This window comes from Glycomyces tritici, from assembly GCF_030403505.1.
This window is the reverse complement of the sequence record NZ_JAUEMJ010000012.1, coordinates 156,349-179,945: the sequence shown is the minus strand read 5'-3', so window position 1 is coordinate 179,945 and position 23,597 is coordinate 156,349. Positions and strand designations below refer to the sequence as shown.

The following is a 23,597-nucleotide window of genomic DNA, read 5'->3' as shown; positions in this document are numbered from 1 at the left end:
CGCGCCGCGGCGCACGGAAACGAGCCTATTGCGAGGTTGGTTCGCTGTAAACCCTCATATGAGGAGAATGCCGGTATCAGGCATGACTGTTATGAGGCCGTGACATATTCGGTTCCGGCAGGTGGTTATTCAGTGAATTGCGCGCAATGCGAAAAGCGCGATCACCAGCGCCACCAGAGGAATCGGCGCTCGTGCCGGAAGTTCACGGAGCTTCCGGTCGCCTTGCCCGCGACCGAGAAGCGGATGGCCGTGCCTCCTTTGTAGGTGGCGCGGTTCTTCACGGAACTGCCGAACATCTCCGTGTTGTCGTCCACTGCGTACGCGCCCTCGGGCAGCACGACGGTGAGCGAGGAACCGAGGAGCTTCACGTCGATCTCGACCGTGTCGGTGCGGATCACCGCATGGCGGCAGTCGAGCTTCACCGAGGAACCGGTCGCATTGATGAGGATCTTCGGCGGCACGACCCAGTCGCCGTCGCGCTTCACGGAGGAGCCGGTGGGCTTGAGGCGCAGCTCGGTCGGGCCCTCAGGGACCGGTTTCTTGGCGGTCGGCACGGCGAGGGCGCCGCCGGTGTCGGGCAGGTCGGCCAGGAGGCGCTCGACCTCACCGTAGGTGCGGGCCTCGTAGACCTGGCGGGAGCGGTCGGCGAACTCGTCGAGGTCGAGGCGGCCCTCCTCGGTGGCGGCGTGGAGCTTGGCGAGGATCGCCTCGCGCTCGGCGTTGGAGACGCGCATGTTCGGGTCGTGCGTCATCGGTGGCTCGCAGGCTTCGTCATGGGCTTCATCGGGTCAAGGCTTTCTCGTGGGGCCGGGCCTCAGCCGCCGGGGTCCGCGCACCAGCCCGCCGTTGCACCATTCGTGGTAGTCGAACAGGTCGGGCTGGCGGATGAGCGCTTTCGTGTTGGCGGCCCAGAGTTCAACGTACTGGTCGCGGGAATCGACCGCCTTCTCGAGGAGGCGGTCGACGCGCTTGCGCGAGTGGACCCGGAAGTTGGTGCGCACGGCGTCGCCGGCGTAGATGTAGAGCACGTGGAGCGCGAAGGAGCGCTTCGGGCAGGTGGCGTCGGCGGCGAGGTCGAGCCAGGTGTCGACGAGCTCGTCGGTGGCGAGGGTGAGGTCCCACTGGCGGCCTTCGGGGGCGGTCGAGTAGGGGTCGAGCGCCCACTCGCGGATCTCCTGGGGGGTGGGCACGGCGGGGCGCGCGAACCCGGTGAAGGACCCTTCCGCCACTGCCGCTCCTGACGATTCGAACGATGCTCGCACCGATCCTAGCCCGGCGCCGCCCCGATCCCGGGCCACGATTGCAAACCGTGAGATCGGCCGACGGGCCCCGATTTCGGGGATGCGCGCGTTCTCGGGCAAAGCGGGCGGGACCGGCCGGGACTCTTCCTGGGTTACGCGGGTGGGTTTGCCAGGGGCGTCTTCTCTGACTCTGCGGGCGGGTTCGCCCGGGGCGCCTCCTCTGACTCTGCAGGCGAGTTCGCCGGGACCCTTTGGGGCCCTCCCCCCCCCCGCCCCCCACCCACCCCTCCCTTGCCCACCCGCCGCCAGTCCACCGACCACCCTCGGCCCGCCCGCCACCATGCCGTTCCGCTCTCCTGCGGCGGCGCTGCTCGCTCGACGGCTCGACCGGCCCACCGACCACCCCGCGCCGTTCAAATCTCCTGCGGCGGCGCCGACCGCTCGACGGCCCGACCGGCCCGCAGGTTCGTAGCCTCGGCGATTCGTTGTCGCCCTTAGGTTTCGGTTCGCCGGGCCGGCGGGCGGGAGGCGCCTTCCCCCGCCACCGGTCCGGCGCCGGTTCAGCCTCGGCCCACCGCCATGTGCACCGCCTCGATGCGCTCGTTGATGTCGCGCAGTTCATTCGTGTCCGGGTCCCAGCCGCGGTCGAGGAGCATCTCCCGGAGCCGGACCAGCCACGGCCGCGGGTGCTCCATTACATCGGAGGCGGTGAGGACCAGCACCTCCCAGCCAAGGTTCTCGAGCACCTGGTGCCGGGGCGGCCGGTTGGCGGCCTCGGCGGCCAGGCCGAGATGCGTGCCCAGGCCGTCGTACTCCACCCCGACCCGCCACTGCTCCCAACCGAGGTTGAGGAACCTGGAGCGCCCGTTCGGCGTCCGCACCCGCAGCTGCGGGACCGGCGCCGGCAGGCCCGCGTCGCTGACAAGGCAGCGCGTCCAGGACTCCATCGGCGACTCCGACCGCGGGTCGGCAGCGAGCAGGGTCGCGTTCGCCCGTCTGAGCCGGTCGCCGTGCAGCGGTTCGAGTGCGGCCGAGAGGCTGCCCGCGTCGATGCCGGCCCGCAGGAACTGGTCCGCCGCGGCCACCGCCTCCAGCCGCGGGAGATCGGCCGCGCAGTCGACCAGGGTGCGCGCCAAGCGGGTCACCGGCAGGCCGTCGATCACCGTGATGTCCGCCAGCGGTGGATCGGGCGAACTCTCCACGGGCCATTCGCGCTGGTCCGCTCCCGGTGGCAGCACATCGAAGCCGTGGATCCAGGCCGCGGTGCGGCCTGTGGCCACCAGGCTGAAGTTCGCTTCGAATGCGGCCTCGAAGCGCATGAGGAGGTCTTGAGGGGTCTCGCTCGCGTCGTGGAGCGCCTGGTCGAGCGGCCGGTTCATCGTGGCTGTCATGGTGCGGTACATCGGTATCTGCGTCATATACCAACTGTCGCCGAGTCGCTCCAGAGCGTCAACAACAACTTTTCGGCCTGTGGATAACTCTGGGGATTCGGAATGAAATAGCAGGTGAGCGGCTGGCAAGAGCGAGATTCGGGGTTGTGGATCCGGCTGCCGGCGGAAGAATCCGCTCACGGATTCCGGTGGTTGCGAATGGCGCGGAACAGGGGCTTTGCGGAGGTGCCCGCTCGTGAACCCGGCTCGGAGACCGTTCGGTCCCGAAGGGTGCATACAGAGAACGGCCGTGGAGCCCAAGGCTTTCCACGGCCGTTCCTCTTCGAATCTCGCTCGCTGTCGGAGTCGCTACTCGACGAACCCGTACTCCACGTCGTAGAGCTTCCAGGCGCCGTCTTCCTCGACCAGCGTGTACGTGTAGCCGGTGACGATGTCGGACTCCTCATCGGGGGCCGAGTCGTCCATGGTCCAGCCCGCCCAGGCCCGCATGGTGCCGTCCGCGTCCTCGCGCGCCATGCCCCAGTACGGGTACGGGTAGGGCTCCGTCGTGTCCTCGATTTCCCATTCGAGGTCGATGGTCATATTGGAGGTCGCATCAGCGCTCACCAGCGCCCGCATGGCGTCGTCGTCGCCCGTGTTCTGCGCGACCTGGTAGGCGATCGCGACACCCTCGGGTGAGGCCGGGTCGAAATCGTCGGAGCTGGACGGCGGTCCCCACTCGCTGAAGGCGCCGCCCGCGTCAGGGGTGGCCGCCTCCTCTTCCGCAGTCGTCTCTTCGGCCGCCTCGGTCGTCTCCTCCTCCTTCGAGGGTTCGACGCTCTCGGAGGTGTCACCGTCGCCGGCCTGAGGATCGTCGTCGTCGACCATCCCGGGGATGATCAGGACCGCGGCGATGCCGAGGACCACGACGAGCGCGACGATCACGCCCAGGATCACCGGCAGGTTGCCGCCCTGCTTCGCGGGCGGGAGCGGCGGGGGCAGGATCGAGCCGGGCGCCGACGGGTAGCCCGGTTGCACGCCCACAGGCGGCATCGGCGACTGCATCGGCGGCTGCGTGTACTGCTGCGGCGGCTGCGGCTGCTGGTAGTAGTTGCCAGGCGGAGGCGTGCTGTTGTAGCCCTGCGAGTAGGGGTCGCTGGGCTGCTGCGGTTCGGGCTGCAGCTGATACTGCGGGTTCCCACCGCCGGGGGGCGGATACGTCATCGCTTCTACACGCCTCGTCTGCTCGGGGGCAATCGGTCGCGGTGATCGGGCTTCACCGGGGTGACCTCGATCGTACAGGCATCCGCCGACACCGTGGCCCCCGGAAATCCCCAGGTCGCATCGCCTGGCAAAGGCGAAGGGGCCGTACAGGGACGAACCGCTCCCTCCGCCCTGCCGCGAGCGAACCGTCGCACACCCAGTGCGACGGCCCGCACAACGATGGGACTACGATTTATGCCCCGGCACCGCGCATGCGGCCTGAAACCCGGCGCCGTCGATCCCACGTCGAGGCCGCGCGCGGCGCCCGAGGCAGCGCGCTGCCGCGGACGCCGTACCGAGAAGTCCCCGCCGCTTCTACCCGAGGTTCGACGTATGGCGAACGCCAATGCAGTGCAGCTTTGGACCATCCGCTTCTCCGCCGCGCTCGCCGCCCCCGTCCCGGTGGTCGAGCTCCTCGACGCGGGCCGCTGGGGCTACGGCCTCCTCTACCCCGCGATCGCCGCGACCTGGGCGACCGGCTGCTGGCAGCGCCGCCGCCAGCTCGCCCGCATGCGCGACGAGCCCGACCCGGAGCCGCGCAAGACCCGCGCCCGCTTCTGGGGCAGTGAGACGGATGAGCCGGACGAGTACCGCATGGGCGCCTACGAATCCGCGATCAGCGACGCCTACCGCTCGCCCGCCGGCGAATCCACGACCGGCGCGTACACCGACGCGAACAAACCGGCCGGCGCCTTCGGCGATCCGTGCGAGCCGTCGATCGGCACCTTCGGCGACGCTTGCGAGCCGTCGATCGGCATGGCGGTCGTGGCCGTCCCGCATCAGCGCCGCGACCGCGCCATGAGCAACCTCGTGGGCTCCATCAAGAACGAGGCTATCGACGCCGAACTGCGCATACAGCTCATCCAGGACCTCGTCGACCTCGGCGGCCGGGACATGGCCATGCGGCTCTCTTCCGTAGCCAAATCGTCCAATGTGGATGTAGAGGTGCGGCTCGAGGTCGCCGAGCACATGGGCCGCTTCAGCGTCGAGGACGCCGCCCGCGCGCTCGAATCCATCGCCGCCGACGCCACCGTCGACGCCAAGTACCGCCTGGACGCCGCCAGCGCCCTCGTCGACTGCGCCGCCGGTCCGGCCGGGATCGCCCTCATGCAGCTGGTCACCGACGAGTCGGTGAGCGAGTACGTGCGGCACAGCGCCGCCCACGAACTGCGCAACGTCCACGGCTCCGCCGCAGCGATGGCCCTGCGGCACTTGGCGAACGCGCCGCTGCTCTCGGTGCGGCTGCGGATCATCTGCGCGGAGCAGCTCGCCGAGGACAGTGTCATCGACGCCGAGAACGCGTTGTGGCGCATCGTTAAAGGCGTCGAGTCCGTCATGGACTTCCATCTGGGCATCGATGCGGCCGAGGCGATGTACGGCATCAGCCCCGATGTGGGCGTCGAGGCGTACTCGGTGCTGGCCTCCGACGGGTGCTTCCACTGGTTCGGGCGCATTGAGGCCGCGTTCCGGCTCGGTCGGCTCGGCCTGCGCGACGGTTACGACCTGCTCAGCGATTTCGCGCGCGCCGAGCACTTGGAAGAGGTGTACGCGCGGGCCGCGCTCGAGCGGCTCTTCCAGCTGGAGGTCGACTCCGGGGGCGAGTGAAGCGGTGAGCCGCGGGGGCGCTCAGGGTTTGACGGCGACGAAGTACGTTTCGATCGACAGGTGGTGGAGGTCGCGGCGGCGGCCGAGCCAGTCGGGGCCGTCTTCGTCGAGGAGTCGCGCCCAGGCGGCCTTGTCGTCGTCGCTGAGGAAGTGCTCGAACCACTCCGACCGGGTCTGCAGTGATTCGAGGGCGTGCGTGAGGGCGGTGCCTTCGAGCGGGGCGGGGGTCGCGTCGAGCTCGTTCACCTCGCGCACCTCGGTCAGGCCGGCGCGTTCGAGCGCGATGTTCCAGCCGTACGGGAGCGGCGTGGAGCCGTGCTCGACGCCCTCGCCTTCGAGGCGGCGCGATCCGGCTTCGATGAGGCGCAGTTCCAGGCCGGGCCTGCCGACGCCCACGTGCCAGGGCAGGTACTGCGGGGCGGTGCCGCCCTCGCCGATCGCCAGGCGTCCGCCGGGGGCGAGCAGATCGGCCAGGTTCTGAAGGGCCGCTTGGGGATCGGTGGCGTGGTGGATGACGCGCCCGGCCCAGAGGAGGTCGGCGGGCGTCCCGAATGCCGCGGTGAGCGCGTCCGGGTCGTCGACGGACGCCTGCGCGGCCCGCACCGCGGCGCCGGTCTCGGCGGCGCGTTCGCGCACGAGGTCGAGCATGGCCGGTTCGGCGTCCACGGCCACCACCTGGGCTTCGGGGAGTGCCTCGGCGAGTGCGAACGCCATCGAGGCGGCGCCGCAGCCGATGTCGGCCACGAGCTGGTCGGCCGGGTCCGCGAGCCGTTCGGCGAGGCGCCGGTACTTGGCGGCCTCGGCCGCGGCGCGCTCCTTGAAGCGGGGAGCGGCCTCGGCGAAGTCGAAGGCGGCGGCGTGGTCGTCGTGCCGGTGTCCGTGATGGGCTGCCATGCGCCCCAACCTAGCACCGGCTGCTATCGGTTTTCGGGGTGAAAGCGGCGACCGGGCGGCCGCGTGAGCGGCCGCTCGGTCGGGGTTTCCCGGAGGTGAGGTCTATGCGGCGAGGCGCTCCTGGATGCGGGTGACCTCAGCGTTGATCGTGGCGGTGCGGACCGGGCCCTGGGGTGCGTCCGACTCGGTGAGCGAGGCGAGCAGGCCCTTGCCGAGCGAGGCCTGGGTGATCGCGAAACCGCGCAGGACCAGCGGCAGCAGCAGGGCCATGACCAGGCCGCCGAGGACGGCGAGCAGGGAGGCGGCGGCGTACGAGTCGCCCCAGCCGAGCCAGCGGGTCGCGTACTCCAGGCCGTCGCCCCCGCCGCTGCCGTCGACGGCGCGGATGATGATCCAGCCGTACAGGGGGTAGGCGAGCGAGGCGACCGTGGCGGCCCACCAGCTCAGGGCGACGCAGAAGCCGGCGACGGCGAGCGGGAAGTTCACCAGGCCCCAGAGGAGGTTCAGCCACGACTGGCCGTCGGTGACGGGCGTGAGGGCGCGGCGCAGTGCGGAGGCGTTCTCGGGGGCCCGCTTGTAGTGCGGCTGGTTGATCGGCTGGCGCAGGACGGCACTGAGCTGGCTGCGTCCGGCGGCGGCGAGGCCGCGCATGGCGAAGAGGGTCGCGGCGAGGATGGGGACGCCGACCCAGACGACGGCGGTCCCGATGCCGGCGGCGAAGCCGGCGACGGTGATGACGAACGCGGGAAGCGCGATCGGAAACGCGGAGAGCAGGTACGCGGAGTCGGCGCCGAGCTGCTTGAAGATCTTGTTCATGTCACTAATCTTCGTCCGATCCGGGCGCCGCAACGACCCTGCGAGCAGGCATTTCACGGGTAGGGACAGCCCTACCCGGGTTGTGGGGCCTGCCCTTGGCGGTGGGGACGGAGCGCGTCGGCGGCCGTTTCGGGCCGCCGACACGGTGTTGCCGTCTCTGGGGCGGAGCACGGGTTCGCGGCGGCGCCGCTAGGTCCGCCGGGCCCACCACGGTCCGGGCGGCTTGCTCGGCAAGGGGATCGTCAGTCGCAGGAACCGCTCGTCGAGCGGTGCGACGAGATGCCGCAGCTCCTGGGCGGAGCGTCGCGGCAGGAGGTGCAGGGCCAGTTCGAGGACGTCGCGGCTCGGTGGATTGCAGAGCTCGCAGTCGGCGTGCACCGCATGGTCTTGGGCGCGCCGGGCCGGGCCGCCGGTGACCCGCTGCCAGACGCGGAACGCCGAGGCCACATCGCCTGGGTGGAAACGGGAGTCATCGGTCTCGAGGCGCGCGATCGCGCCTTGCAGGGCGCTCGAGGCGCCGGGGATGCGGGGGAGCGGCCGGTCCGCCGAGGGGGAGGCGTAGCGGCGCTGCTGTGCGCGTACTCGCGCGGGCGGCCTACGCGGCATCGCCCTTTCTGTTGTCGCTCATGGCGACCATTGTGCCGTGCCCGCCGTGTCCGTGCAATGGGCATAGGTGCGGCCCGGGTCGTTGACCTCGACACCGGGCCGCCATGTGCCACATAGTGGCCGCTGCGATCTGCGGTAGCCGTTGAGTCTGCTGCTAGCACCGTGCTCTGCCATTGAGCTACCGCCGCATGTGGTGCGGCGGGGAGGATTCGAACCCCCAACATCGATGTCCCAGAGGAGCTACTCGCGGATACGCGCGGCGTGGCGAATGCTGAAGCTGGAGCGAGAGTCTCAGGTTCGGCGGTGAACGGATCCGTACGCTGCGGGGTTAAATTCCGCAGGGGACCGTGTTCCCGCGTGATACTCGGACTGAATCTCAGTTTCAGCGTGTTCGGCGCTTTTCGGGCGCCACCCCTGTCGCTCAAAACAGGGGCGTCTGTGGGCCTATTCGCCGAGCAGGTAGCCGAAGACCTTGGCGCCGATCTGCTCGTCGGCGACTTCGGTCCCGTTGGCCTCCTCCCGGGCGAACTTGACGGCGATCTGGAGCTTCTCGAGCCGCTCGGAGAGCTGCGCGACCCGCTTGGCGGGGGCCGCTCCGGAGAACTTCACGGTCGTCCAGTACCCGACCGGGATGTCCTCGTAGTACACCTCGACCTGCGCCGGGTGCTCCTCGGTGGCTTCGGCCTTGACGTGGTTGCGCGGGATCTTCTTGGTGCGCACCGTCTTCACCGGGTCGGTCGCGAAGGCGTCGGAGGCGTCGTTGTACGTCCACGACTCGCCCGCGTCCAGCACGGGCAGGGCCTTGACGAACGACTGCAGCTCGGCGAGCTGCTTCTCCAGGAACAGGAGGTAGGTGACGGGGACGTCGGCGACGAGCACCTCACCGTCCACGGTGATGTCGGCAGTGGCGAGGGCGTTCGTGCGGTCCTTGGTGGCCGTGACGTCGAACAGTCGCGTCATCGCCGCTGACACCTCGCGCAGCTGTTCCTCGACGCGGCGCTGCACCTTCGTCGACTCGGGCGGCAGCTGCTCGCCCTCCTCGTCCTTGGGCTGGTAGGTCCGGGAGATGCCGGACAGCAGCGGCGCCTTGGCGAGCTCGCGCCCGGCGTCGCCGAGCGCACGCGCGGCCTTCGCCTTGACGCTCTTCTCGATCGCGATGATCTGGTTCAACTTGGTCACGGAGCAACCCTCACTTTCGGGCTTCACCTTAGGACCTTCGCGCCACCCCGGGCAACGCGTTAACCGCAGCGGCCGCCGGAGGACCGAGTCCTCCGGCGGCCGCGTGGCGCTGCTACTCGTTGCACCAGCGCTTGGAGTCCGCAGTGGACAGCAAGCCGATGATGATGGCGGCCAAGGCGATGCCGATGACGGCGCCGATGACGGTGCCCGCCGTGTTGCCGGCGGTGCTGGCACCGGTGACCTCGACCTCGGGGGTGAAGATCCACGACACGACCGCCAGGGCCAGGCCGACGAGCTCGAGGATGATCGCGCCCTTGCGGGCGCCGGCGCTGCGCTTGGCGATCCGCACGGCGAAGATAGCGCGCAGGACCGTCCAGATCAGGATCTGGACGATCGACGCGATCAGGAACGGCATGAACGACGAGGGGATGACCACGTCACCGGTGTCCTCCAGCGCCACGAGCGCGGTGTAGCCGAAGACGGAGAGGGCGCCGCCGCAGATGCCGAAGCCGAACAGGATCCACAGGAGCACCACGGCGCCCTTCGTGGAGCCGGGAATCGTCTCGGGACCGGACCCGAGCGGCGGGCCGGGCGGAGGAGCGGGGGGAAGCGGGGGATTGCTCATTCGGGGGTTCTCCTAACAATGGGCGGAACAAAGGGGTCTCAGCGGTCGCACCACCAGAGCGACCGTGAAGCGGAGAGGAAGCAGATGACCAGGATGGGGAGCACGAGACCGGTGCAGTCGAAGGTGAAGTTGTAGCTGTACCCGCTTTCGCGCGGGGCGGAGGAGAACGCGGCGACCGAGACCGCCAGGTACGCCACCTGGAACACGAGCGCGATCGACTCGGCCCAGATCGCGCCGCGGCGGGCCCGAGCGCTGCGCCTGGCGATCCCTACCGCGAAGTACGCGCGCAGCCCCGCCCAGACCAGGCCCTGCAGGGCGCCGAACGCCAGCAGCCACACCGCCCACTCCCCGAGCGGTCCGAGCAGCGCCGATGAACTCACGTCCTGCAGCAGCAGGAGCGGCACCACCGCCAGGAAGCCGCCGACCACGGCCAGGGCCACCATCACCCACATCAGCACGATGGCGGTGATCGTCAGCCCCGGCATGCGCGGCGGCGGAGGGGGCTGCTGCCAGTACAAGTAGTTCGGAGGAGGGTAGTGGTGGTGGGCTGGGGGCTGCGGGGGGACGGCCAACGGCGGATCTCCAGGGGCAGTGAAGGGTCTGGTTGCTCATTGTAGGTGCTTCGAGCCCGAAACGGGGTACCCCAAGGCCGCAACCGTTAAGCGCGCATACAGAACGCCCAGGTCAAAGCAGTGGTGTTCATGCGTTTCGCGAAGGGGTACTAGGCTGGACGGAGGCCCGCGCCGCCCGAAATGACGGGGTTCGTCGCGGCAGGCGGCGAGTGCGAACGCCGCGCGGGCCTGGCGGCCGACGGTTGGACGGAGGAGCAGATGATCACGCGATTGGCAGAGTCTCTCGGATACCAGGTGCTCGAGGTGCAGGACGGGGACGGCACCTTGTCGGTCGGAGGCCACGACGGGGCGAGCGCGCTCCGCGTCGGCTGGAAACCGCTCATAGTCGAGGGCTACACCGGCTCCGGCTCGATCGACCGCTTCGCGATCCGCACGCGCGACGCGGCCTTCCGCGGATCCCTGCGCGACCTGCGCGGGCGCCTGCGCCACGCCACCCGCGACACCGACCCCGTGGATCTCGCGCGGCCGATCCTCAGGCTCCTGCAGCCCGGCCACTACGGCGTGCGGATCTGGCGCGATGCGAACATCCACATCGAACCGTTCGGCGAGAACGGCACCGCCTGGTGGTACCCGTACGAGCCCATCGGCACCGAAGGCACCGCCGTCATCCCCACGGACGTGTGGCCGCCCCGCGACGAGGGGACCATCGCCGGGTACGTGGACGCCATCGAGGAGGGCGACCGCCCGCTCGCGGTCATCCTCCGCTCCGAACCGCCCGGCGACGAGCAGGACTGCGCGTCCTTCCTCATCGACGGCCACCACAAGCTGGCCGCCTACCGCCGCACCGGCATCAACCCCCACTTCCTCGACATCGCCCGCCTCGCCGACCGGCGCCCGTGCAAACCCGCCGACCTCCGCGACGTGATCGACGGCGACGAGAAGCTCAGGCAGTCCGCGGCGAACCTCATGCGCTACTTGGAGGACCGGGGCAACTGACCCCTGCGCCCTGCGCCCCCCGCGCACGGCCGGCCGGCGGGAACTTCGCCCACGGCACTCACGATGCGATCCCGGCCGGGCGCAGGCTACCGCCCCGCGGGCTTGCGCAGGTATGCCAGCAGTCTGGCGGTGGCCTCCCGCAGCACCGGGTCCTCACCGGCCACCGCGTCGAGGTCCGCAGGGTCGCAGGCGGTCTCCTCCGACACCCGGGCGATGTCCAGGCAGTGCGGGGCCACACCGAGGCGCTGGTAGGCCGCCAGCTTGTGGTGGCCGTCGACGACGAACGCGACCGCGTCGTCCTCGTCCTCGGGCGGGGCGGCCCGGAGGGTCACGACCAGGGGCCGCTCGCCGCGCTTGATCCTGCGGCAGTAGTCGGCGACCGTGGCGGCGTCCCGGGGCGGCCACTGGTCGGTCGGGAGCAGGACCGCGCCGAGGTCCGGGGTCGTGATGCCCACATACCAGCTCTTGATCCGCTCGGGCTGCACCGCTTCGACGTAGTAGGTGCCCGGCACCCACCGGCGGAGGCCGTAGCGGCCCGGCGCGAGCAGGGGCCACAGCGCCCGCGACATCTCCAGCGCCGAAGCCTGCGCGGGCTCGCGGAGCGCGGCCCGCAGCCGCCGCACCTTCCGGCGCACCCACGGGTCGCCCGAACGCACAGCCAGGCGGTCGGCGGTCCCCGAACCCGTGTACCCCTCGACCAGGCAGGGCTTGCCGCCGATCCGCAGGGCGCTCGCCCCGTCGCGGCCCACGACATGGAGCACGCCGGTCCCGGACTCGTTCTCGGAGAACCGGTACTCCTCCGACGGCTCCTCAAGATAGGAGAGGTAGTCGCGGCGCGCCGTGTAGGCCTCGATCACCACGCACACCGGATCGCGTTCGAGCGCAAGGTAAGCGGCGAGTTTGTGGTGCCCGTCCAGGAGGTAGTACGCCTCCGATTCCGGGTGCGTGACGAGGATGAGCGCCGGCTGCGCCCGCGCGTCGGCGATCTGCTCCCGGTAGGCGGCCACGGCCGCCTTGTCCGGCGGCGGCCAGTGATGCGTCGGAATGATCGTGTGCCCGAAGAACGGGATGGAGCTGTCGGCGTACCACCGCGCCTCCTTGCCGGTCTTCACCGCCCGCACATGGGCGTTCGGCAGGGTCCCCAGCCCGACCCCGTACCGGCCGGACGCGAGCAGCCCCAGGAGCGGGCGCAGCGGCACTACGGGGTCGTCCTCCGGTTCGACATGGCGCACCCATTGGCGAAGCACGTCCCACTCCGCCGGTTCCGCCCATGCCTCCGGACGGTGCAGCGGTTCGTCATCCGGCTGCGGCGCAATGCGTCTGGCGAGCCACATGATGGAGCCGCCGCGCTCGTCCCAGTCCCGGGCGATCGGATCCCCGGCGAGCTTCAGCGTGACACGGCCTACCCCGGCGTCGAAGTCGATGACGCCGAGCCCGTCCGGCACGTCGACGCGGTTGCAGGGGAGCGGAAAGTCGAAGGGCATAGTGGACCGACCGTACTCGGAGACGGCAACTCAGCCGAGGACCAGCTGCGGGGCGTACGCGATCGCGATGAAGCGGATCGAGCGGCCGACCAGGCAGGCCGCGACGAACAGCGGGAGGTTGATGCGCGTGCCCGCAGCGTAGATGCTCGTGGCCATCAACGGCGGCAGACCCGTTGTGGCGCTGAGGAGCAGGATCGGCACGGCGAGGGACGGGCGGTCCAGCAGCGCGAGAAGCCTGCGACCGAACGCGATCAGCGCCGCGAGCGGGCCGCGGCGCACCCGCACAGCGGTCGAAGCGGCCCCGTCGCCCTCCGCTGCGGCCCCTTCGGGACTCCGGTCGGCACGCCGCCGGTCGCGCCGCTCCTCGGCGGCCTCGACCCACCGGCGCAGCCGAGCCGACCGAAACGCCCCGCGGGCCCCCAGGAAGAGCGTCGTCTTCCCGAGCGTCTGGCCCACGGCGGCCGCGATGCCGAGCGCGATCGGGCTGTACGAGGTCGCGGCGGCCAGCGCCAGCAGGTAGGGCTCGACGGGCGTGATCGGGAAGAACGCCGACACGAACGCGGTGAGCGCGGCCGTCAGGCACGCGGCGATCACCGGCGCGCCCTCGGCGCGAGGGCGGGCGGCGGGGGCGCGTCGTTCACGCGGTCGCGGGGGGCCCTCGGGGCGGGGGTTGCGGGTCGCTCGATCATTCCAAGTTCATGTTCGCTGGCGGGGGGTGTGGCTTGGCGCACTGGGAGCGACTGTAGTGCACCGATGCAGGCCCGGGAACCCCCACCGCTTCGCTCAGTGCTGAGTTGCCGTGCGCCCCATGGGAATACCGCCTTCGCGGTCGATCGCTTCGAACAGGGTCCTCGCGTCCCAGTCGGTCGGCCTCGCGCCTTCGGCCGATTCGAGGTACGCCTCCATGAACGTGCGCAGCGGCCGCCCTGAGAGGCGGTCCGGGCGTCCCTGCGTGAAGGACGGGTCCGCGTGGAGCACCAGCAGGAGCATGCCCCGCACGCGCCGAGAGGGGCTGCCGATGCCCGGCTGGAAGTACGGCAGGTCGAGGACGCGGGCGCCGGCCGCCTCGTAGAACGCCAGGCGGCGGCGCGGGTCGCCGTAGGCCTCGTGCACCGTGGGCGCGTCCGGGGACTCGACCTCGGCGACGATCGCGCACGGGTCGTACCGCTCGCGCCACGCCTCGATCGCGTCGCGCAGCAGCCGCCCGCCGAGGCCGTGCCCGCGCGTGCCCGGCTTCACCGCCAGGTACGCCAGCAGCTGCACCCGCGACGCCTCCGACCAGCGCCCGAACGCCGCCCCGGCAGGCCGGCCCGCCTCGTCGACCGCCACGAGCAGGCTCCCGAGCCCGGCCTCCAGGGTCTCTGTGACACCCGATTCGCTCTCCAGCTCCTCAGCGGGGAACGCGGGCGCCAGCACCTCGCGGTACACCTGCTCCACCAGCCCGCCGGGCCGCGTCTGCTCCATGATCCGGTACTTCATCCCCAGCCCCCTCACGCGCCAGTATTCCAAGCGAACCCAGCTCAGGAGGCCACTCGCCAAGACCGCGCGGAGCGCGCATCCGACGGGGGAGCGCCACGACCCGCCAATGCCGCTAACGCCAGTTAATGAGACGGTGGAGCGCCAGGCTGGACCTTACAGATCATAATGAACCGCATGAAAAAGGACAAAGAACCTGTCACTCGCACCTGATTGCCTCGAAATCTAAGAGGTGATGCTTGGCCAGGTTCGGTGGCTGTCGTCCTCAACGCTCCGCGAGGCGGACCCGTCGGGCGAAGGACGCGGCGGGAGTCGGCGGCTTGTGGTTGAGGTCGGTGGGTCCGGTCCAATAGGGTGTGGTCATGGGTAGGTTGTTCCGGCGTGTCGTTCGCACCGCTCGAGGTCCGCGCCGTGCTAGCCGCGGGTCCACGGTCCGCAGCTCCGACGGCAAGCAGTACCGAGTCGTCGCGGTAGACCAGACCGAGGACACCGAATTCGCCGACCCGCCAAGAAAGTGGGGCCGCGTCGGAGCAATGGCAGCCCTCTGGGCTGTCGCCCTGGGTTTCGGCGCCTGGGCCGCTCCTGGCATCGCAGCGAGCGGGAATCCGGAGAACGTTGACCCGCGGGACGAAGCTGCCACTGACGCGATCGGTGCTGCCTTGCGCTATCTCAGCAACGGCTCTAATGAGGATCCGGAGCGGGCAAACGCAGCACTCTGTGAAGACGCCTCCCCAGAAGTGACAACTTCTGATCTCGATGACATTCGCCAAACTCATGCAGATGACCTAGGAGGAATCACTCGAGTCGACCTCGACGCAGGTGACGCTGTGCCCACTACCGATGGCATTGGGGTCGGGATCACGGTCTTCTACATCTACGACGGCAAGCAGCAGTTCGAGGACTTTGTTGTCACGGTCCAAGAAGACGACGGCACCTTCTGCGTCTCCGACGCTGTTCTGGCGGCGGTGGAAGAGGAGCCAAGCTCAGACGACGCCACGGGTGAGGCTGTCGATCCGCAGGCGCTGGCTACTGACTTCTTGCGCACAATCGTCGTCGAGCGCGAGCCGGCCACGGCAGCTGACTTCCAATGCGGTTCCTACACAGGTGTAACGCCACAAGACCTAGATACTGCAATCACCGAATGGGCTGTGTCCAACGGTGAAACGACCGCCTTCCTAAACGGAGCCGAACCCGCAGAGACCTCAGGGACGTCCATCACGAACATCGAGGTGGAAGTTTCCCTCGAAGGCGACTTGAACAATGAAACGTTTGTCTTTGTCGTTGCAGTGCAAGGTGATTGCGTCGCCTCGCTCGCGGGCGGAGAGGGACTGATCTGACCGCCCCGCAGAGAAGCACCACTTAAGACTTCACGACACACCGAGAGTGACGGTTGACAACCATCCGATGTTCGCTCACCATTTGGTCAGCACGTCTGTGCACCTTCGGTTGATCCGGCTGTGCGAAGATTCGCTGAACATGGCAGAGATGGCACTGCCGCCCGGTGGCCCTAGTCGCCAAACAAGATCCACCGGGCGGCCCCTAAACCAGAGGAGCAAGCTCCCTTGGCAACTACGACCATACTCGATTTCGGGCTGCCCGCAAACAGCCATTCCGGGGCGAATCAGAACCGTCGACCGGGCGTTCCCACCTACCTTGAGCAGGTGGTTTATGTCGTCGCTGGCGACCACGACTCACTCGGCGCGTACCGCTACGACCCCGACTCGTCCGACCCGGCGCTCCCCGAATCGGACCCGCGTTCCCCGCGTTTCGAGCCGCCGCATCTGCGGCATCGGCCCGGCGACACGTGGATTATCGACCGCGAGCGCCCGCATGATCCGCTCGATCACGGCCCATTCGACTCGCCGGACTGGCGTCCTGACAACCGCACTGGCCGACACCGCCGAGGCGAACAACCTGACCCACCCCACACGGCTGAGACGGGCCGACCCCGCTCCGGACACGCGGATCGGCCATCGCCCGGCCCCACCTCCGAAGGGGCCGCGGGGCGTCGCCCTGCACCTTGCCGCAATGGCGACGAACCACCAGAGCCGCCGGAGCGGCCCCGCCGCCGGTTCTGGGAGGACGATCGCGAGGACCGCTACGACTTCGGCAAGCTCCGAGAAGACGCCTGGGCGCGGTTCCTGGTCGGTTCACAAGAGCTGCACCATGCTCACCTGACCGCAACGACCACCTTCGCCGACCGCTGTGTCCAGCTCTGGGTGGGGCTGCTCGCCTTCCTCCGGCGCGCGCTCGGCGTCGACTCGGCCGAGGCCCCGGCACTTTTCGAGAGCCCGACAGTGCCGCTCCGTATCGTGTCCGCGCTTGTCCCGACAGCCTCACGACGGATCCTGGCTGGAACGCCTTTCCAAGGGGCGCACCGAACCAACCCGATCAGCCCGTACCTCGGCAACTGGGAGCGACATTTCGATGAGCGTCAGGCATTCCGCGAGGCGGTGGCACTGGGAGCTTCGAGCACGATGGCAGATTCGACAAGCACGCGACTGAGTCCACCGGTCCTTACCTGGCCGGCCTGCACTTCGCAGCCGTGATCGGAGGGCGACGGCTCTACTACGCTGCATTTCCTTCCCAAGCGCGCTTTCGCATCACGATGGTTCAGGCTTGGGAGCGCCGGACCGGACCGCTCAGCTCGGTGATCAGGCTCGATACCGACAGCCCTGGCCTGCGGGTCTGCGCGCCGCTGGAGGTCGAGTGGGCTGAGGACCACGCAGTGGAGATCGTTGCGGAAGCCGTGTCGGTTTGGAGGTCGAGCTCTCGCGGCGGTGGAGCTGGAGCATTAGGGGTTGGTCGGCGCACCGCGGTGGGGCAGTGCGCCGACCTGTTCATTATGAAGCTTCGAAATCCGTGCGGCCCAACCCGTCGGGCGTTTCGCGCCGCGTGGCGTTCAGAACTGCTGGAGCCGATCGATGCCGAGACGATCCTGTCCAGACCCCGCGCACCTCGTTTTCCTAAGACAGCCGCCTGTTCGGAACCCCGATAGAGGTATAGCTGCCTCTTCCACCCTGAGCCGCCGACCCTCCTCGAACCCCTAGCGAGACTCAAGGTCACCGGCCCCACCAGGCCTTCCCGACCAACGGCGTGGGAGGCGATTATTCGAAGCGAGTCAAGCCCAAAACCGCACTGAACAGCGCCGAAGCTTCCTCGACTGGACACGCCGTTAGCTCGAACCTATAGTTCGTAGCCACAAGAATTCCCCGAGCAATCTCGCTTCGCTATCGTGGCATCGTATTTCTCAGAAGAGCCATCTCGGCACCATACTGGCCTGCAGCGCCTACTACATCCGGACCGATTCCGCCTCGCTCCATCATCACCAGGCTGACCGCTACGAACCCGCGTACAAGTGAGCGGTACACCTCATGTTTCGAAGTGCTCCCGAAGCCGAGTTCGTAAACGAATGCCGGGAACTGCTGAGGATGCAGCTCGTACATATCCGATGCCTCGGCGATGAGCCCGGTTGAGACACCGATGCTCAGACCCATCGCTTCCGTCGTCTCAACGTAGAGGCGACCGACGCTCAGCGAAGGGCTCCAGACCGTTTCATCTCCGACATCAAAAATGTAGCTCACTACGACCATTCCAATCGAATATCAACGTCAGGGTTCTGCGCTTGCAGCTCGGCGATCTTCGCCTCCACTGCTGACTTGAAGGCAGGATCAGCGTTGGGCTCTGTGAATTTGAATCCAATGGGAGCGTCCTCGTACCCCTTCATGTACTGCTGGGCCCGAAGGTAAGCATTGAACTTCTTTTCAATGTGCTTGTCCACCCATTTGCCTGTATCCCCTGCGGAAGTCGCAGATTTCTCCTCCCACAGGACGCCGTCCTTCACCCGGTCGATGTCCGTGATCGTATCGGACGGATCGTTGGGGTTATTGATCGGCGTGTCAACCTCCCCTTCGAGGTTCTCCTCCGTCGCATAGGGACCGCCCTCGGAAGTCGTGTCGGGTTGGCCGTCCCCATCCGAATCCTGCGAGGTGTCGGCATCCGAGTCGGTCGGGCTGCCTTCGGTACTGTCGCTGCGTCCGCTTTGGGCCTCGTCCTCGGCTGCTTTCGCTACGCCTTCGAAGTCTTTGCCGGCATCTTGCCCCTTGTAGGACATGTCTTCTTTGCGCTCGGCATCGGACTTGGGTTTGCCAGTGGCCGGGTCGATGGTGTTGTCGGTGCCCCCAGGGGTGATACCACCGTCTTTGTCCTTCGCCATCAAGAGGCCGATGCCAAGGAGCAGGAGGAGTTTCAGGGTTCTTCTCATGGTTCCGCCTCAGAGCCCCAGGAGTGCTTTGAGGTTCTGGAGGCTCTGGACCAGAGCCATGCCGTACCCGAGGATGATTCCGGCCCACTTCACGACTGCCGCAACGATCTGCGCGGCGATGACAGGAATCGTGACCACGAAGATCGCCTCGATAGCCCACACGATGACATGCGCGACCAGCTCGGCGATCAAGTCCCGCACGAGATCGTGCGAGACCTGTACGAGCCCGCCTGCGCCCTGCGTTGCTGCGGACAGTGCCTCCGCCATGGCGCTGAGCGCGTTGGCTGAGTTCACGTTGTGCACCATCAACGCCTGGTAGGAGTCGGCGGCGTCGCCGCTCCAGCCGGGCATGTCAGAGGCGAGGAACGACTGCAGATCCTCGGCGATCGACTTCAGCTCGCTGGACATGTTGGTCCAGGTCTGGGCGTGCGACATGACCACGTCGGCCTTGCCGGTGAGCTCTTCGAGCATCTCCCGGAGCGGTTCGAAGTACTCCATGGCCCACCCGAGGCCGTTGGCCAGCAATGCGCTGAAGGGGTCGAGCGCCGAGCCGACCACCTCGAGAGCGAATCCGGCGCCGCCGAGGAGGTCGTCCACCCATCCGTCGGATTTGAAGGCGGCGACCATGTCGAAGTAGCCCTCGACCAGACCGGCGCCGTCGTAGGCGTTCCGGTTCGATTCGACCGGGGCGATCAATGAGTTGTCCGACATCGCCTACGCCCCCATCCGGCCTTCGAGCTCACTGAACGCGCCTTGGGACTCGGTATCGCTGGTCTCGTAGTCGTCGGCGCAATCCCGGAGGGACTGGGCGGCGATGGTGAAGTTCTCGGCCAGGTAGGCGGTGATCCTGTCCTGGTCCTGGTGGCGTTCCTCCAGGCACCCGGAGATCCAGCCGCACAGGGTCCCGTACGCTTCGTCGTCCTGTTCGATGTGTGTGCTGGCGTTAATGACCGCGTCGAAGCGGCCCTTCAGCTCTTCGAGGTGGCCCGCGTGCGCGCGCAGTTCCTCCGGGTCGACTGTGAATCCGTTCCCCATGGCTACCAGCGCTCCTCGGGCTCGACCGGCGGCATGAGCTGGTTGCGGACCCGTTCGGCGATGGCGCGGCCGGCAGCCGAATCACCGCCCAGGGTGGTTTCGATGATCTCCTTGGCCTGCTCGGCGACCTGGACCTTCGCTTCCCGGATCGTCTCCATGATCGTCTGCGAGACGTGCTGCAGCTCGACGCGCCTGCTGCGCTCGGTGAGCTGAATGTCGAGGAGGTTGCCGGTGGAATCGACCGTCACGCTGACCATGTGGTTCGGGTCGGACACTGTCACGCGGAGTTCCTGCATCCGATCGCTCATGGCCTGCGTGTCGGCGGCGAGCTGGTCGATCCTGCCCTTCCACGCTCGCAGACGCTCTCGAGACTCCTCGGGATCAGGTATTGCTTCGACCATCGCAACTCCTCTGTACTGCAGCAGCACAAGGGGTTGTGTGCCGCTCACAATCCGAGAGTTTATCGACCTGAGGCAAGTCGGGGGGTACGCGACGAGTTCTCATTTTGAGGAGGGCGAACGCGCCTGTGGGAAGACTGGTGGCACTCGACGTGGGTCGGGCACGGTTGCTTTCGCGTGGGTCGTTATCCGAGAGGGGCGCCCATCTGGTTCATGAAGTCGACGGGGTCCACCGCGCCGGCCGGGCTGCGGTCGGCGTTCAGGTGCGTCTCGAAGTGCAGGTGCGGCCCGCTCGACCGGCCCGAAGAGCCGACATAGCCGAGGATCTGACCGGCCTGGACCACGTCGCCTTCTTTCACCATCGGTGCGGAACCGAAGTGGCAGTAGCGGGTCAGATAATCACCGGCGTGCACGATGTTGACGTACCAGCCGCATCCGGCCACTTCGGGCGAGCCGTCCTGGTTGCAGGAGTACGGCGCCCCGTACAGACTGGCATTGCACTCTGAGGTGATCACGGTTCCCGCAGCTGCGGCGACTACGGTCGCGCCGCGCGGTGCGCCGATGTCGACGCCGTTGTGGGTCGGCCGCTGGGCGGTCCGAAACCCGGAGTTGAGCGGCCCCTCGACAGGGATGATCCAGCCCGAGGCCGAGAGTTCACCCGAGGGCGTGCAGCTGCCGAGCTGCGTGTCCACCGCTGCCACGCGGCCGCCACCGCCGGTCAGGGTGTTGACGATCTCGGTCGCCTTCGGTTCGTGCTTGGCGTACGCGTTGGGGAAGGCGGAGATCTGGACCCGTTGGGCCGCAACGGTGAGCGGGAGCCTTTCCCAGTTGTCGATGGTCAGGAGCTTCTCGTAGAACTTGGTGGAGGCGTAGACGGGGTCCTGGATCTGTTCGGGTGTGCCCCAGCCGGATGAGGGGCGCTGCTGGAACAGGCCGAGGGAGTCGTGGTCGTTCTGGTCGCCGAGGTGGCCGTGGTTGGTCAGGCTCGACTCCTGCATCGCCGTCGCGACGGCGATGATCCAGCCGCGGGCCGGGATTTCGAGGTCCTGCCCGACCGAGATGATGATCGCGGCGTTCTTGATCTCCTCGGAGGTGTACGGGGTGATCGCGGGGAACTCGGCGTTCGGGTCGACCGTCGAGTTCGTACCGCAGCCGGCCAGGCTCACCGTGCCGTCGTCGCCGTTCGACTGGTCGGACAGCAGCTGCATGATAGAGACGACCGCTCCGAGGCAGCACACGCTGACCACGGTCAGGATCCACATCCACGGCCGGAGCTTCTTGGGGATCTTGGGGGCGATGGGGTTCGCGGAGCGTTCCTTCGCGGTGGTCTCGTCGTCGCCGATGGCACTCATGACTGCTCCCAGTCGATCGCCGAGACGAGCCAGCCGGTCCCGGTCAGGTTGTTGGAGCCTTCGGTCATGGTGAGCGTCAGCGTTCCCGTGTCCATCGGGAAGGCGACCTTCAGGCCCTCGGGGACCGGTGGTGCGGTGATCTCTGTGGCGGGCACCGCGCTGGGGTCGACGCCCTGCATCAGTTCGGCCTGCTCGTCGGTGAGGAACGGGATGATGGACTCGTACCAGCCGTCGGCGCTGTAGCCGTTCGGATTGAGCCAGGCCTCGGCGAACTCGACCGAGCGGTCGACCGCTTCCTGCGGCAGCTCCTCTTCGGGGTAGCAGTCGTCGCCTTCGCAGTTCTCCGTCGCAAAGCCGTCGTCTTCAGTGAACGCCTCGGAACTGGCCTCTGCGGTAGAGCCGCCGTTGCTGGAGTTGCCGCCGTCGAGCGGTGTCTGCGCGCGTTGGCTGGCCAGTGCGATGACACCGAGCACGAGGATCAGGATGATGACGACGATCCCGTAGCGGGAGAAGATGATCCGGAGGGCTCGGTTCATCGGTCACTCTTTTCTCGAAGGCCGGTAGACCTCTCCACCACCGGAGCCGCCTCCGCCGGACGCCGCCGTCCCGCTTTGACCGCCCGCGCCGGCCGATTGGTCGGCTCCCGTCTTCTGTTCCGGCAGGGTGTCAGTGCCGCGCGGAGTTCGCACGGTGTCAGGGACCTCTTCGGGCCGCGCGTCGTCACGGCGGCGCGAGACCCGTTCGCGCTCTCGCTCCCGTTCGGCCTCGCGCTCGGATTCGGTGGTCCGCCTGCCGAGAAGGGAGTCGGCCACGCCTCCGCCGGCGACGAGCCCTGCGATGCGCCTGCCTGGTCGTAGCAGCAGCCAGGCAGCGACACCCAAGAGTCCAATGAGGACGACCTGGAGCCAGACGGGCATCGTGGTGCCCAGGATTCGGCTCGAAGCCCAGATGTAGATCACCGCGGCGAGCGAGAAGATGGCAACGTTGATGATCGCGCCGAGGACCGTATTGACGAGGCGTTTGAACGGGCCGCCCGCTGGGCGCAGGAGCGCGATCGTGCCGATGATCGGAAGGGCGACGATCGCAAAACGCACGATCATGAAGCCCAGGATGATCAGGATCGAGGCCGTGAGGTCGAAGAGTGAGAAGAAGATCGCGGTTAGTAGGGCAAGGAAGCCAGTGCCTGTCCGCTCCCAAGCGCGCTGGCCGCTGATGTTCGCGTACGCCTCAGGGTCCTCGGTCTGGATCTGGGCGACCAGGTTCCGCCAGGCCTCCTGTTTCTCCTCGATGAGGTCATTGCGGTAGGTGGGTGACTCTTCCGCATCTTCGTTCTCCTGCCAGGAAAAGGCCTGGGCGGCGAAGAGAGCAGGACCGTATTTGTAAGCGGTGTTGGAATCCGTGACGACCGGGTTGCCGTCGCCGTCCTCGACGACCTCGCCGTCACGTTCCTGGAAGGTGACTTCTTCGCTCTGGCCGAGCATGGTCCGCAGCCAGTTCTGGTAGAGCACCTGGCCGGAGACCGTGTCGGAGGCGACCACGGCGGCAGAGCGGGTGTCGATGCAGAAGTCCTCGCCGTTGAGCTCTTTGAGCTCGTCGTAGCGGTCCTGGGTCATGCCGTCTTCGCGGATGCAGCCCTCGACCTTGTCATCGTTGATGAGAACGGTGCTCAGGTTCATTCCGATGGTCAAAGCTTGGTCGGTGTACTCGGCGGCCTTGACCGGCCAGCGGACCACGGCGGTGACGAGCACGAGGATGAGCACAGCCCAGGCCACGGTCGTGACCGCGTTGTTCATGTCGGCTTGCTTTGAGCGCCAAAGCAGATAGAGGCCGATGAGGCCCACGGTGACCGCGCCGAAGACGGTGAAGATCTGGCGGTACAGGACCTCGGTGCCCTGCTCCATGAAGTCGTTGGACCAGCCCCACATGTTGTCGGGCTCCCACGCGGCCTGGCGCATCGAGTTCGCTGCGCCGACCGTGGCCAGGGACAGGTTGAACTCCATGTTCGCCAAGGCGTTCGCGGTGTCGGCGCCGTTGGGGATCGAGACCGCGTCCACACAGCCCCCGCCGATCGCCATTTCCTGCGACCCGTACATCGGGAGTTGGTAGCCGGCGTAGCCATAGGCGCTGTAGGTGCCGATGCCTTCGCTCTTGTCGAGTCTGCTCGGCTCGGCGAACCAGCCCGCCATGCCGGAGTCGGGCGAGGCGGGCTGGGGGGCGGCCTCGCACTGGAGTTCCTGTCCCGCAGGCAGTTCATCGAGGCAACCCGACCATTCGGTGTGCCACTCGTAGTCCGTGCACCCCTCCGCATCGCCTTGCGCCCCAGCCATGCCCGGCGTGAATACCAAGGCCCCGGCTGCCGCTGTCAAGGCGAGCAGTACCCGGCCCAGGCGACCGACCGTGCGTTTGGCGAGGCCAGGTCGT

25 protein-coding genes are annotated in these 23,597 nt (G+C 68.0%); 4 read left to right on the top strand and 21 right to left on the bottom strand.

The window, feature by feature from the left end:
- Positions 1-161: 161 nt before the first annotated feature.
- The 4 genes from QWI33_RS26795 to QWI33_RS26780 form a co-directional block, all read right to left on the bottom strand.
- Entirely contained in the window at positions 162-752 is a 591-nt protein-coding gene (locus tag QWI33_RS26795) for a DUF1707 SHOCT-like domain-containing protein (protein WP_289959759.1), read from the bottom strand.
- Positions 753-788: 36 nt separating this feature from the next.
- Positions 789-1,229 (bottom strand): hypothetical protein, encoded by a 441-nt coding sequence (locus QWI33_RS26790; RefSeq protein WP_289959758.1) that lies wholly within the window; start codon positions 1,227-1,229, stop codon positions 789-791.
- Between the two features lie 572 nt (positions 1,230-1,801).
- Positions 1,802-2,659, bottom strand: coding sequence for a putative endonuclease domain-containing protein (locus QWI33_RS26785; RefSeq protein ID WP_289959757.1), 858 nt, complete (start codon positions 2,657-2,659; stop codon positions 1,802-1,804).
- A 321-nt stretch (positions 2,660-2,980) separates the two neighbouring features.
- Complete coding sequence (locus QWI33_RS26780) at positions 2,981-3,835, bottom strand: hypothetical protein (protein WP_289959756.1); 855 nt, start codon at positions 3,833-3,835, stop codon at positions 2,981-2,983.
- A gap of 372 nt (positions 3,836-4,207) precedes the next feature.
- Between QWI33_RS26780 and QWI33_RS26775 the strand changes: the two genes are divergently transcribed.
- The gene (locus tag QWI33_RS26775) at positions 4,208-5,479 is read left to right on the top strand and encodes a HEAT repeat domain-containing protein (RefSeq protein ID WP_289959755.1); all 1,272 of its coding nucleotides are present in this window, start codon (positions 4,208-4,210) and stop codon (positions 5,477-5,479) included.
- A gap of 21 nt (positions 5,480-5,500) precedes the next feature.
- Here QWI33_RS26775 and QWI33_RS26770 read toward each other — a convergent pair whose 3' ends face one another.
- The 6 genes from QWI33_RS26770 to QWI33_RS26745 all read right to left on the bottom strand — a co-directional run bounded on the left by QWI33_RS26770 (position 5,501) and on the right by QWI33_RS26745 (position 10,084).
- Entirely contained in the window at positions 5,501-6,373 is an 873-nt protein-coding gene (locus QWI33_RS26770) for a class I SAM-dependent methyltransferase (RefSeq protein WP_289959754.1), read from the bottom strand.
- Positions 6,374-6,475: 102 nt separating this feature from the next.
- Positions 6,476-7,189 (bottom strand): sensor domain-containing protein, encoded by a 714-nt coding sequence (locus QWI33_RS26765; protein ID WP_289958233.1) that lies wholly within the window; start codon positions 7,187-7,189, stop codon positions 6,476-6,478.
- Between the two features lie 189 nt (positions 7,190-7,378).
- Positions 7,379-7,795 (bottom strand): hypothetical protein, encoded by a 417-nt coding sequence (locus tag QWI33_RS26760; protein WP_289958232.1) that lies wholly within the window; start codon positions 7,793-7,795, stop codon positions 7,379-7,381.
- 444 nt (positions 7,796-8,239) lie between these two features.
- Positions 8,240-8,974 (bottom strand): DUF7873 family protein, encoded by a 735-nt coding sequence (locus QWI33_RS26755; protein ID WP_289958231.1) that lies wholly within the window; start codon positions 8,972-8,974, stop codon positions 8,240-8,242.
- A gap of 112 nt (positions 8,975-9,086) precedes the next feature.
- On the bottom strand, positions 9,087-9,599 hold the full coding sequence (locus QWI33_RS26750) for a hypothetical protein (RefSeq protein ID WP_289958230.1): 513 nt from the start codon (positions 9,597-9,599) through the stop codon (positions 9,087-9,089).
- A 38-nt stretch (positions 9,600-9,637) separates the two neighbouring features.
- The gene (locus tag QWI33_RS26745) at positions 9,638-10,084 is read right to left on the bottom strand and encodes a hypothetical protein (protein ID WP_289958229.1); all 447 of its coding nucleotides are present in this window, start codon (positions 10,082-10,084) and stop codon (positions 9,638-9,640) included.
- Between the two features lie 357 nt (positions 10,085-10,441).
- Between QWI33_RS26745 and QWI33_RS26740 the strand changes: the two genes are divergently transcribed.
- Positions 10,442-11,167 carry a hypothetical protein gene (locus QWI33_RS26740; protein WP_289958228.1) on the top strand — a complete coding sequence of 242 codons (726 nt, stop codon included), beginning with the start codon at positions 10,442-10,444 and terminating at the stop codon, positions 11,165-11,167.
- A gap of 86 nt (positions 11,168-11,253) precedes the next feature.
- On the opposite strand, the gene QWI33_RS26735 is transcribed toward QWI33_RS26740, so the two are convergent.
- From QWI33_RS26735 to QWI33_RS26725, 3 genes are all read right to left on the bottom strand, one after another.
- The gene (locus QWI33_RS26735; RefSeq protein ID WP_289958227.1) at positions 11,254-12,651 is read right to left on the bottom strand and encodes a hypothetical protein; all 1,398 of its coding nucleotides are present in this window, start codon (positions 12,649-12,651) and stop codon (positions 11,254-11,256) included.
- 30 nt (positions 12,652-12,681) lie between these two features.
- Complete coding sequence (locus QWI33_RS26730; RefSeq protein WP_289958226.1) at positions 12,682-13,245, bottom strand: hypothetical protein; 564 nt, start codon at positions 13,243-13,245, stop codon at positions 12,682-12,684.
- 189 nt (positions 13,246-13,434) lie between these two features.
- The gene (locus tag QWI33_RS26725) at positions 13,435-14,130 is read right to left on the bottom strand and encodes a GNAT family N-acetyltransferase (RefSeq protein WP_289958225.1); all 696 of its coding nucleotides are present in this window, start codon (positions 14,128-14,130) and stop codon (positions 13,435-13,437) included.
- A 530-nt stretch (positions 14,131-14,660) separates the two neighbouring features.
- Here QWI33_RS26725 and QWI33_RS26720 point away from each other — a divergent pair.
- Positions 14,661-15,464, top strand: coding sequence for a hypothetical protein (locus tag QWI33_RS26720; protein ID WP_289958224.1), 804 nt, complete (start codon positions 14,661-14,663; stop codon positions 15,462-15,464).
- A 225-nt stretch (positions 15,465-15,689) separates the two neighbouring features.
- Complete coding sequence (locus QWI33_RS26715) at positions 15,690-16,676, top strand: hypothetical protein (RefSeq protein ID WP_289958223.1); 987 nt, start codon at positions 15,690-15,692, stop codon at positions 16,674-16,676.
- A gap of 681 nt (positions 16,677-17,357) precedes the next feature.
- On the opposite strand, the gene QWI33_RS26710 is transcribed toward QWI33_RS26715, so the two are convergent.
- The 8 genes from QWI33_RS26710 to QWI33_RS26675 form a co-directional block, all read right to left on the bottom strand.
- Complete coding sequence (locus QWI33_RS26710; protein ID WP_289958222.1) at positions 17,358-17,711, bottom strand: DUF6086 family protein; 354 nt, start codon at positions 17,709-17,711, stop codon at positions 17,358-17,360.
- On the bottom strand, positions 17,711-18,391 hold the full coding sequence (locus tag QWI33_RS26705) for a hypothetical protein (RefSeq protein ID WP_289958221.1): 681 nt from the start codon (positions 18,389-18,391) through the stop codon (positions 17,711-17,713). Before QWI33_RS26705 ends, QWI33_RS26710 begins: the two co-directional genes overlap by 1 nt.
- Positions 18,392-18,400: 9 nt before the next feature.
- The gene (locus QWI33_RS26700; RefSeq protein ID WP_289958220.1) at positions 18,401-19,102 is read right to left on the bottom strand and encodes a WXG100 family type VII secretion target; all 702 of its coding nucleotides are present in this window, start codon (positions 19,100-19,102) and stop codon (positions 18,401-18,403) included.
- Positions 19,103-19,105: 3 nt separating this feature from the next.
- On the bottom strand, positions 19,106-19,426 hold the full coding sequence (locus tag QWI33_RS26695) for a type VII secretion target (protein ID WP_289958219.1): 321 nt from the start codon (positions 19,424-19,426) through the stop codon (positions 19,106-19,108).
- A gap of 2 nt (positions 19,427-19,428) precedes the next feature.
- A complete protein-coding gene (locus tag QWI33_RS26690) occupies positions 19,429-19,827 on the bottom strand; it encodes a YbaB/EbfC family nucleoid-associated protein (RefSeq protein ID WP_289958218.1) in 399 nt (132 codons plus the stop codon).
- A gap of 182 nt (positions 19,828-20,009) precedes the next feature.
- A complete protein-coding gene (locus tag QWI33_RS26685) occupies positions 20,010-21,086 on the bottom strand; it encodes a M23 family metallopeptidase (RefSeq protein ID WP_435367590.1) in 1,077 nt (358 codons plus the stop codon).
- 86 nt (positions 21,087-21,172) lie between these two features.
- The gene (locus QWI33_RS26680) at positions 21,173-21,712 is read right to left on the bottom strand and encodes a hypothetical protein (RefSeq protein WP_289958216.1); all 540 of its coding nucleotides are present in this window, start codon (positions 21,710-21,712) and stop codon (positions 21,173-21,175) included.
- Between the two features lie 3 nt (positions 21,713-21,715).
- Positions 21,716-23,503: a hypothetical protein gene (locus QWI33_RS26675; protein ID WP_289958215.1), complete on the bottom strand. Its 1,788-nt coding sequence runs from the start codon at positions 23,501-23,503 to the stop codon at positions 21,716-21,718.
- Positions 23,504-23,597 lie beyond the last annotated feature (94 nt).

Bases quoted from the DNA above. Each gene is read 5' to 3' on its own strand.
- QWI33_RS26795 (WP_289959759.1), bottom strand. From the start codon at position 752: ATGACGCACGACCCGAACATGCGCGTCTCCAACGCCGAGCGCGAGGCG.
- QWI33_RS26785 (WP_289959757.1), bottom strand. From the start codon at position 2,659: ATGACGCAGATACCGATGTACCGCACCATGACAGCCACGATGAACCGG.
- QWI33_RS26780 (WP_289959756.1), bottom strand. From the start codon at position 3,835: ATGACGTATCCGCCCCCCGGCGGTGGGAACCCGCAGTATCAGCTGCAG.
- QWI33_RS26775 (WP_289959755.1), top strand. From the start codon at position 4,208: ATGGCGAACGCCAATGCAGTGCAGCTTTGGACCATCCGCTTCTCCGCC.
- QWI33_RS26770 (WP_289959754.1), bottom strand. From the start codon at position 6,373: ATGGCAGCCCATCACGGACACCGGCACGACGACCACGCCGCCGCCTTC.
- QWI33_RS26765 (WP_289958233.1), bottom strand. From the start codon at position 7,189: ATGAACAAGATCTTCAAGCAGCTCGGCGCCGACTCCGCGTACCTGCTC.
- QWI33_RS26760 (WP_289958232.1), bottom strand. From the start codon at position 7,795: ATGCCGCGTAGGCCGCCCGCGCGAGTACGCGCACAGCAGCGCCGCTAC.
- QWI33_RS26750 (WP_289958230.1), bottom strand. From the start codon at position 9,599: ATGAGCAATCCCCCGCTTCCCCCCGCTCCTCCGCCCGGCCCGCCGCTC.
- QWI33_RS26745 (WP_289958229.1), bottom strand. From the start codon at position 10,084: ATGCCGGGGCTGACGATCACCGCCATCGTGCTGATGTGGGTGATGGTG.
- QWI33_RS26735 (WP_289958227.1), bottom strand. From the start codon at position 12,651: ATGCCCTTCGACTTTCCGCTCCCCTGCAACCGCGTCGACGTGCCGGAC.
- QWI33_RS26725 (WP_289958225.1), bottom strand. From the start codon at position 14,130: ATGAAGTACCGGATCATGGAGCAGACGCGGCCCGGCGGGCTGGTGGAG.
- QWI33_RS26720 (WP_289958224.1), top strand. From the start codon at position 14,661: ATGGCAGCCCTCTGGGCTGTCGCCCTGGGTTTCGGCGCCTGGGCCGCT.
- QWI33_RS26705 (WP_289958221.1), bottom strand. From the start codon at position 18,391: ATGAGAAGAACCCTGAAACTCCTCCTGCTCCTTGGCATCGGCCTCTTG.
- QWI33_RS26700 (WP_289958220.1), bottom strand. From the start codon at position 19,102: ATGTCGGACAACTCATTGATCGCCCCGGTCGAATCGAACCGGAACGCC.
- QWI33_RS26695 (WP_289958219.1), bottom strand. From the start codon at position 19,426: ATGGGGAACGGATTCACAGTCGACCCGGAGGAACTGCGCGCGCACGCG.
- QWI33_RS26690 (WP_289958218.1), bottom strand. From the start codon at position 19,827: ATGGTCGAAGCAATACCTGATCCCGAGGAGTCTCGAGAGCGTCTGCGA.
- QWI33_RS26685 (WP_435367590.1), bottom strand. From the start codon at position 21,086: ATGTGGATCCTGACCGTGGTCAGCGTGTGCTGCCTCGGAGCGGTCGTC.
- QWI33_RS26680 (WP_289958216.1), bottom strand. From the start codon at position 21,712: ATGAACCGAGCCCTCCGGATCATCTTCTCCCGCTACGGGATCGTCGTC.
- QWI33_RS26675 (WP_289958215.1), bottom strand. From the start codon at position 23,503: ATGGCTGGGGCGCAAGGCGATGCGGAGGGGTGCACGGACTACGAGTGG.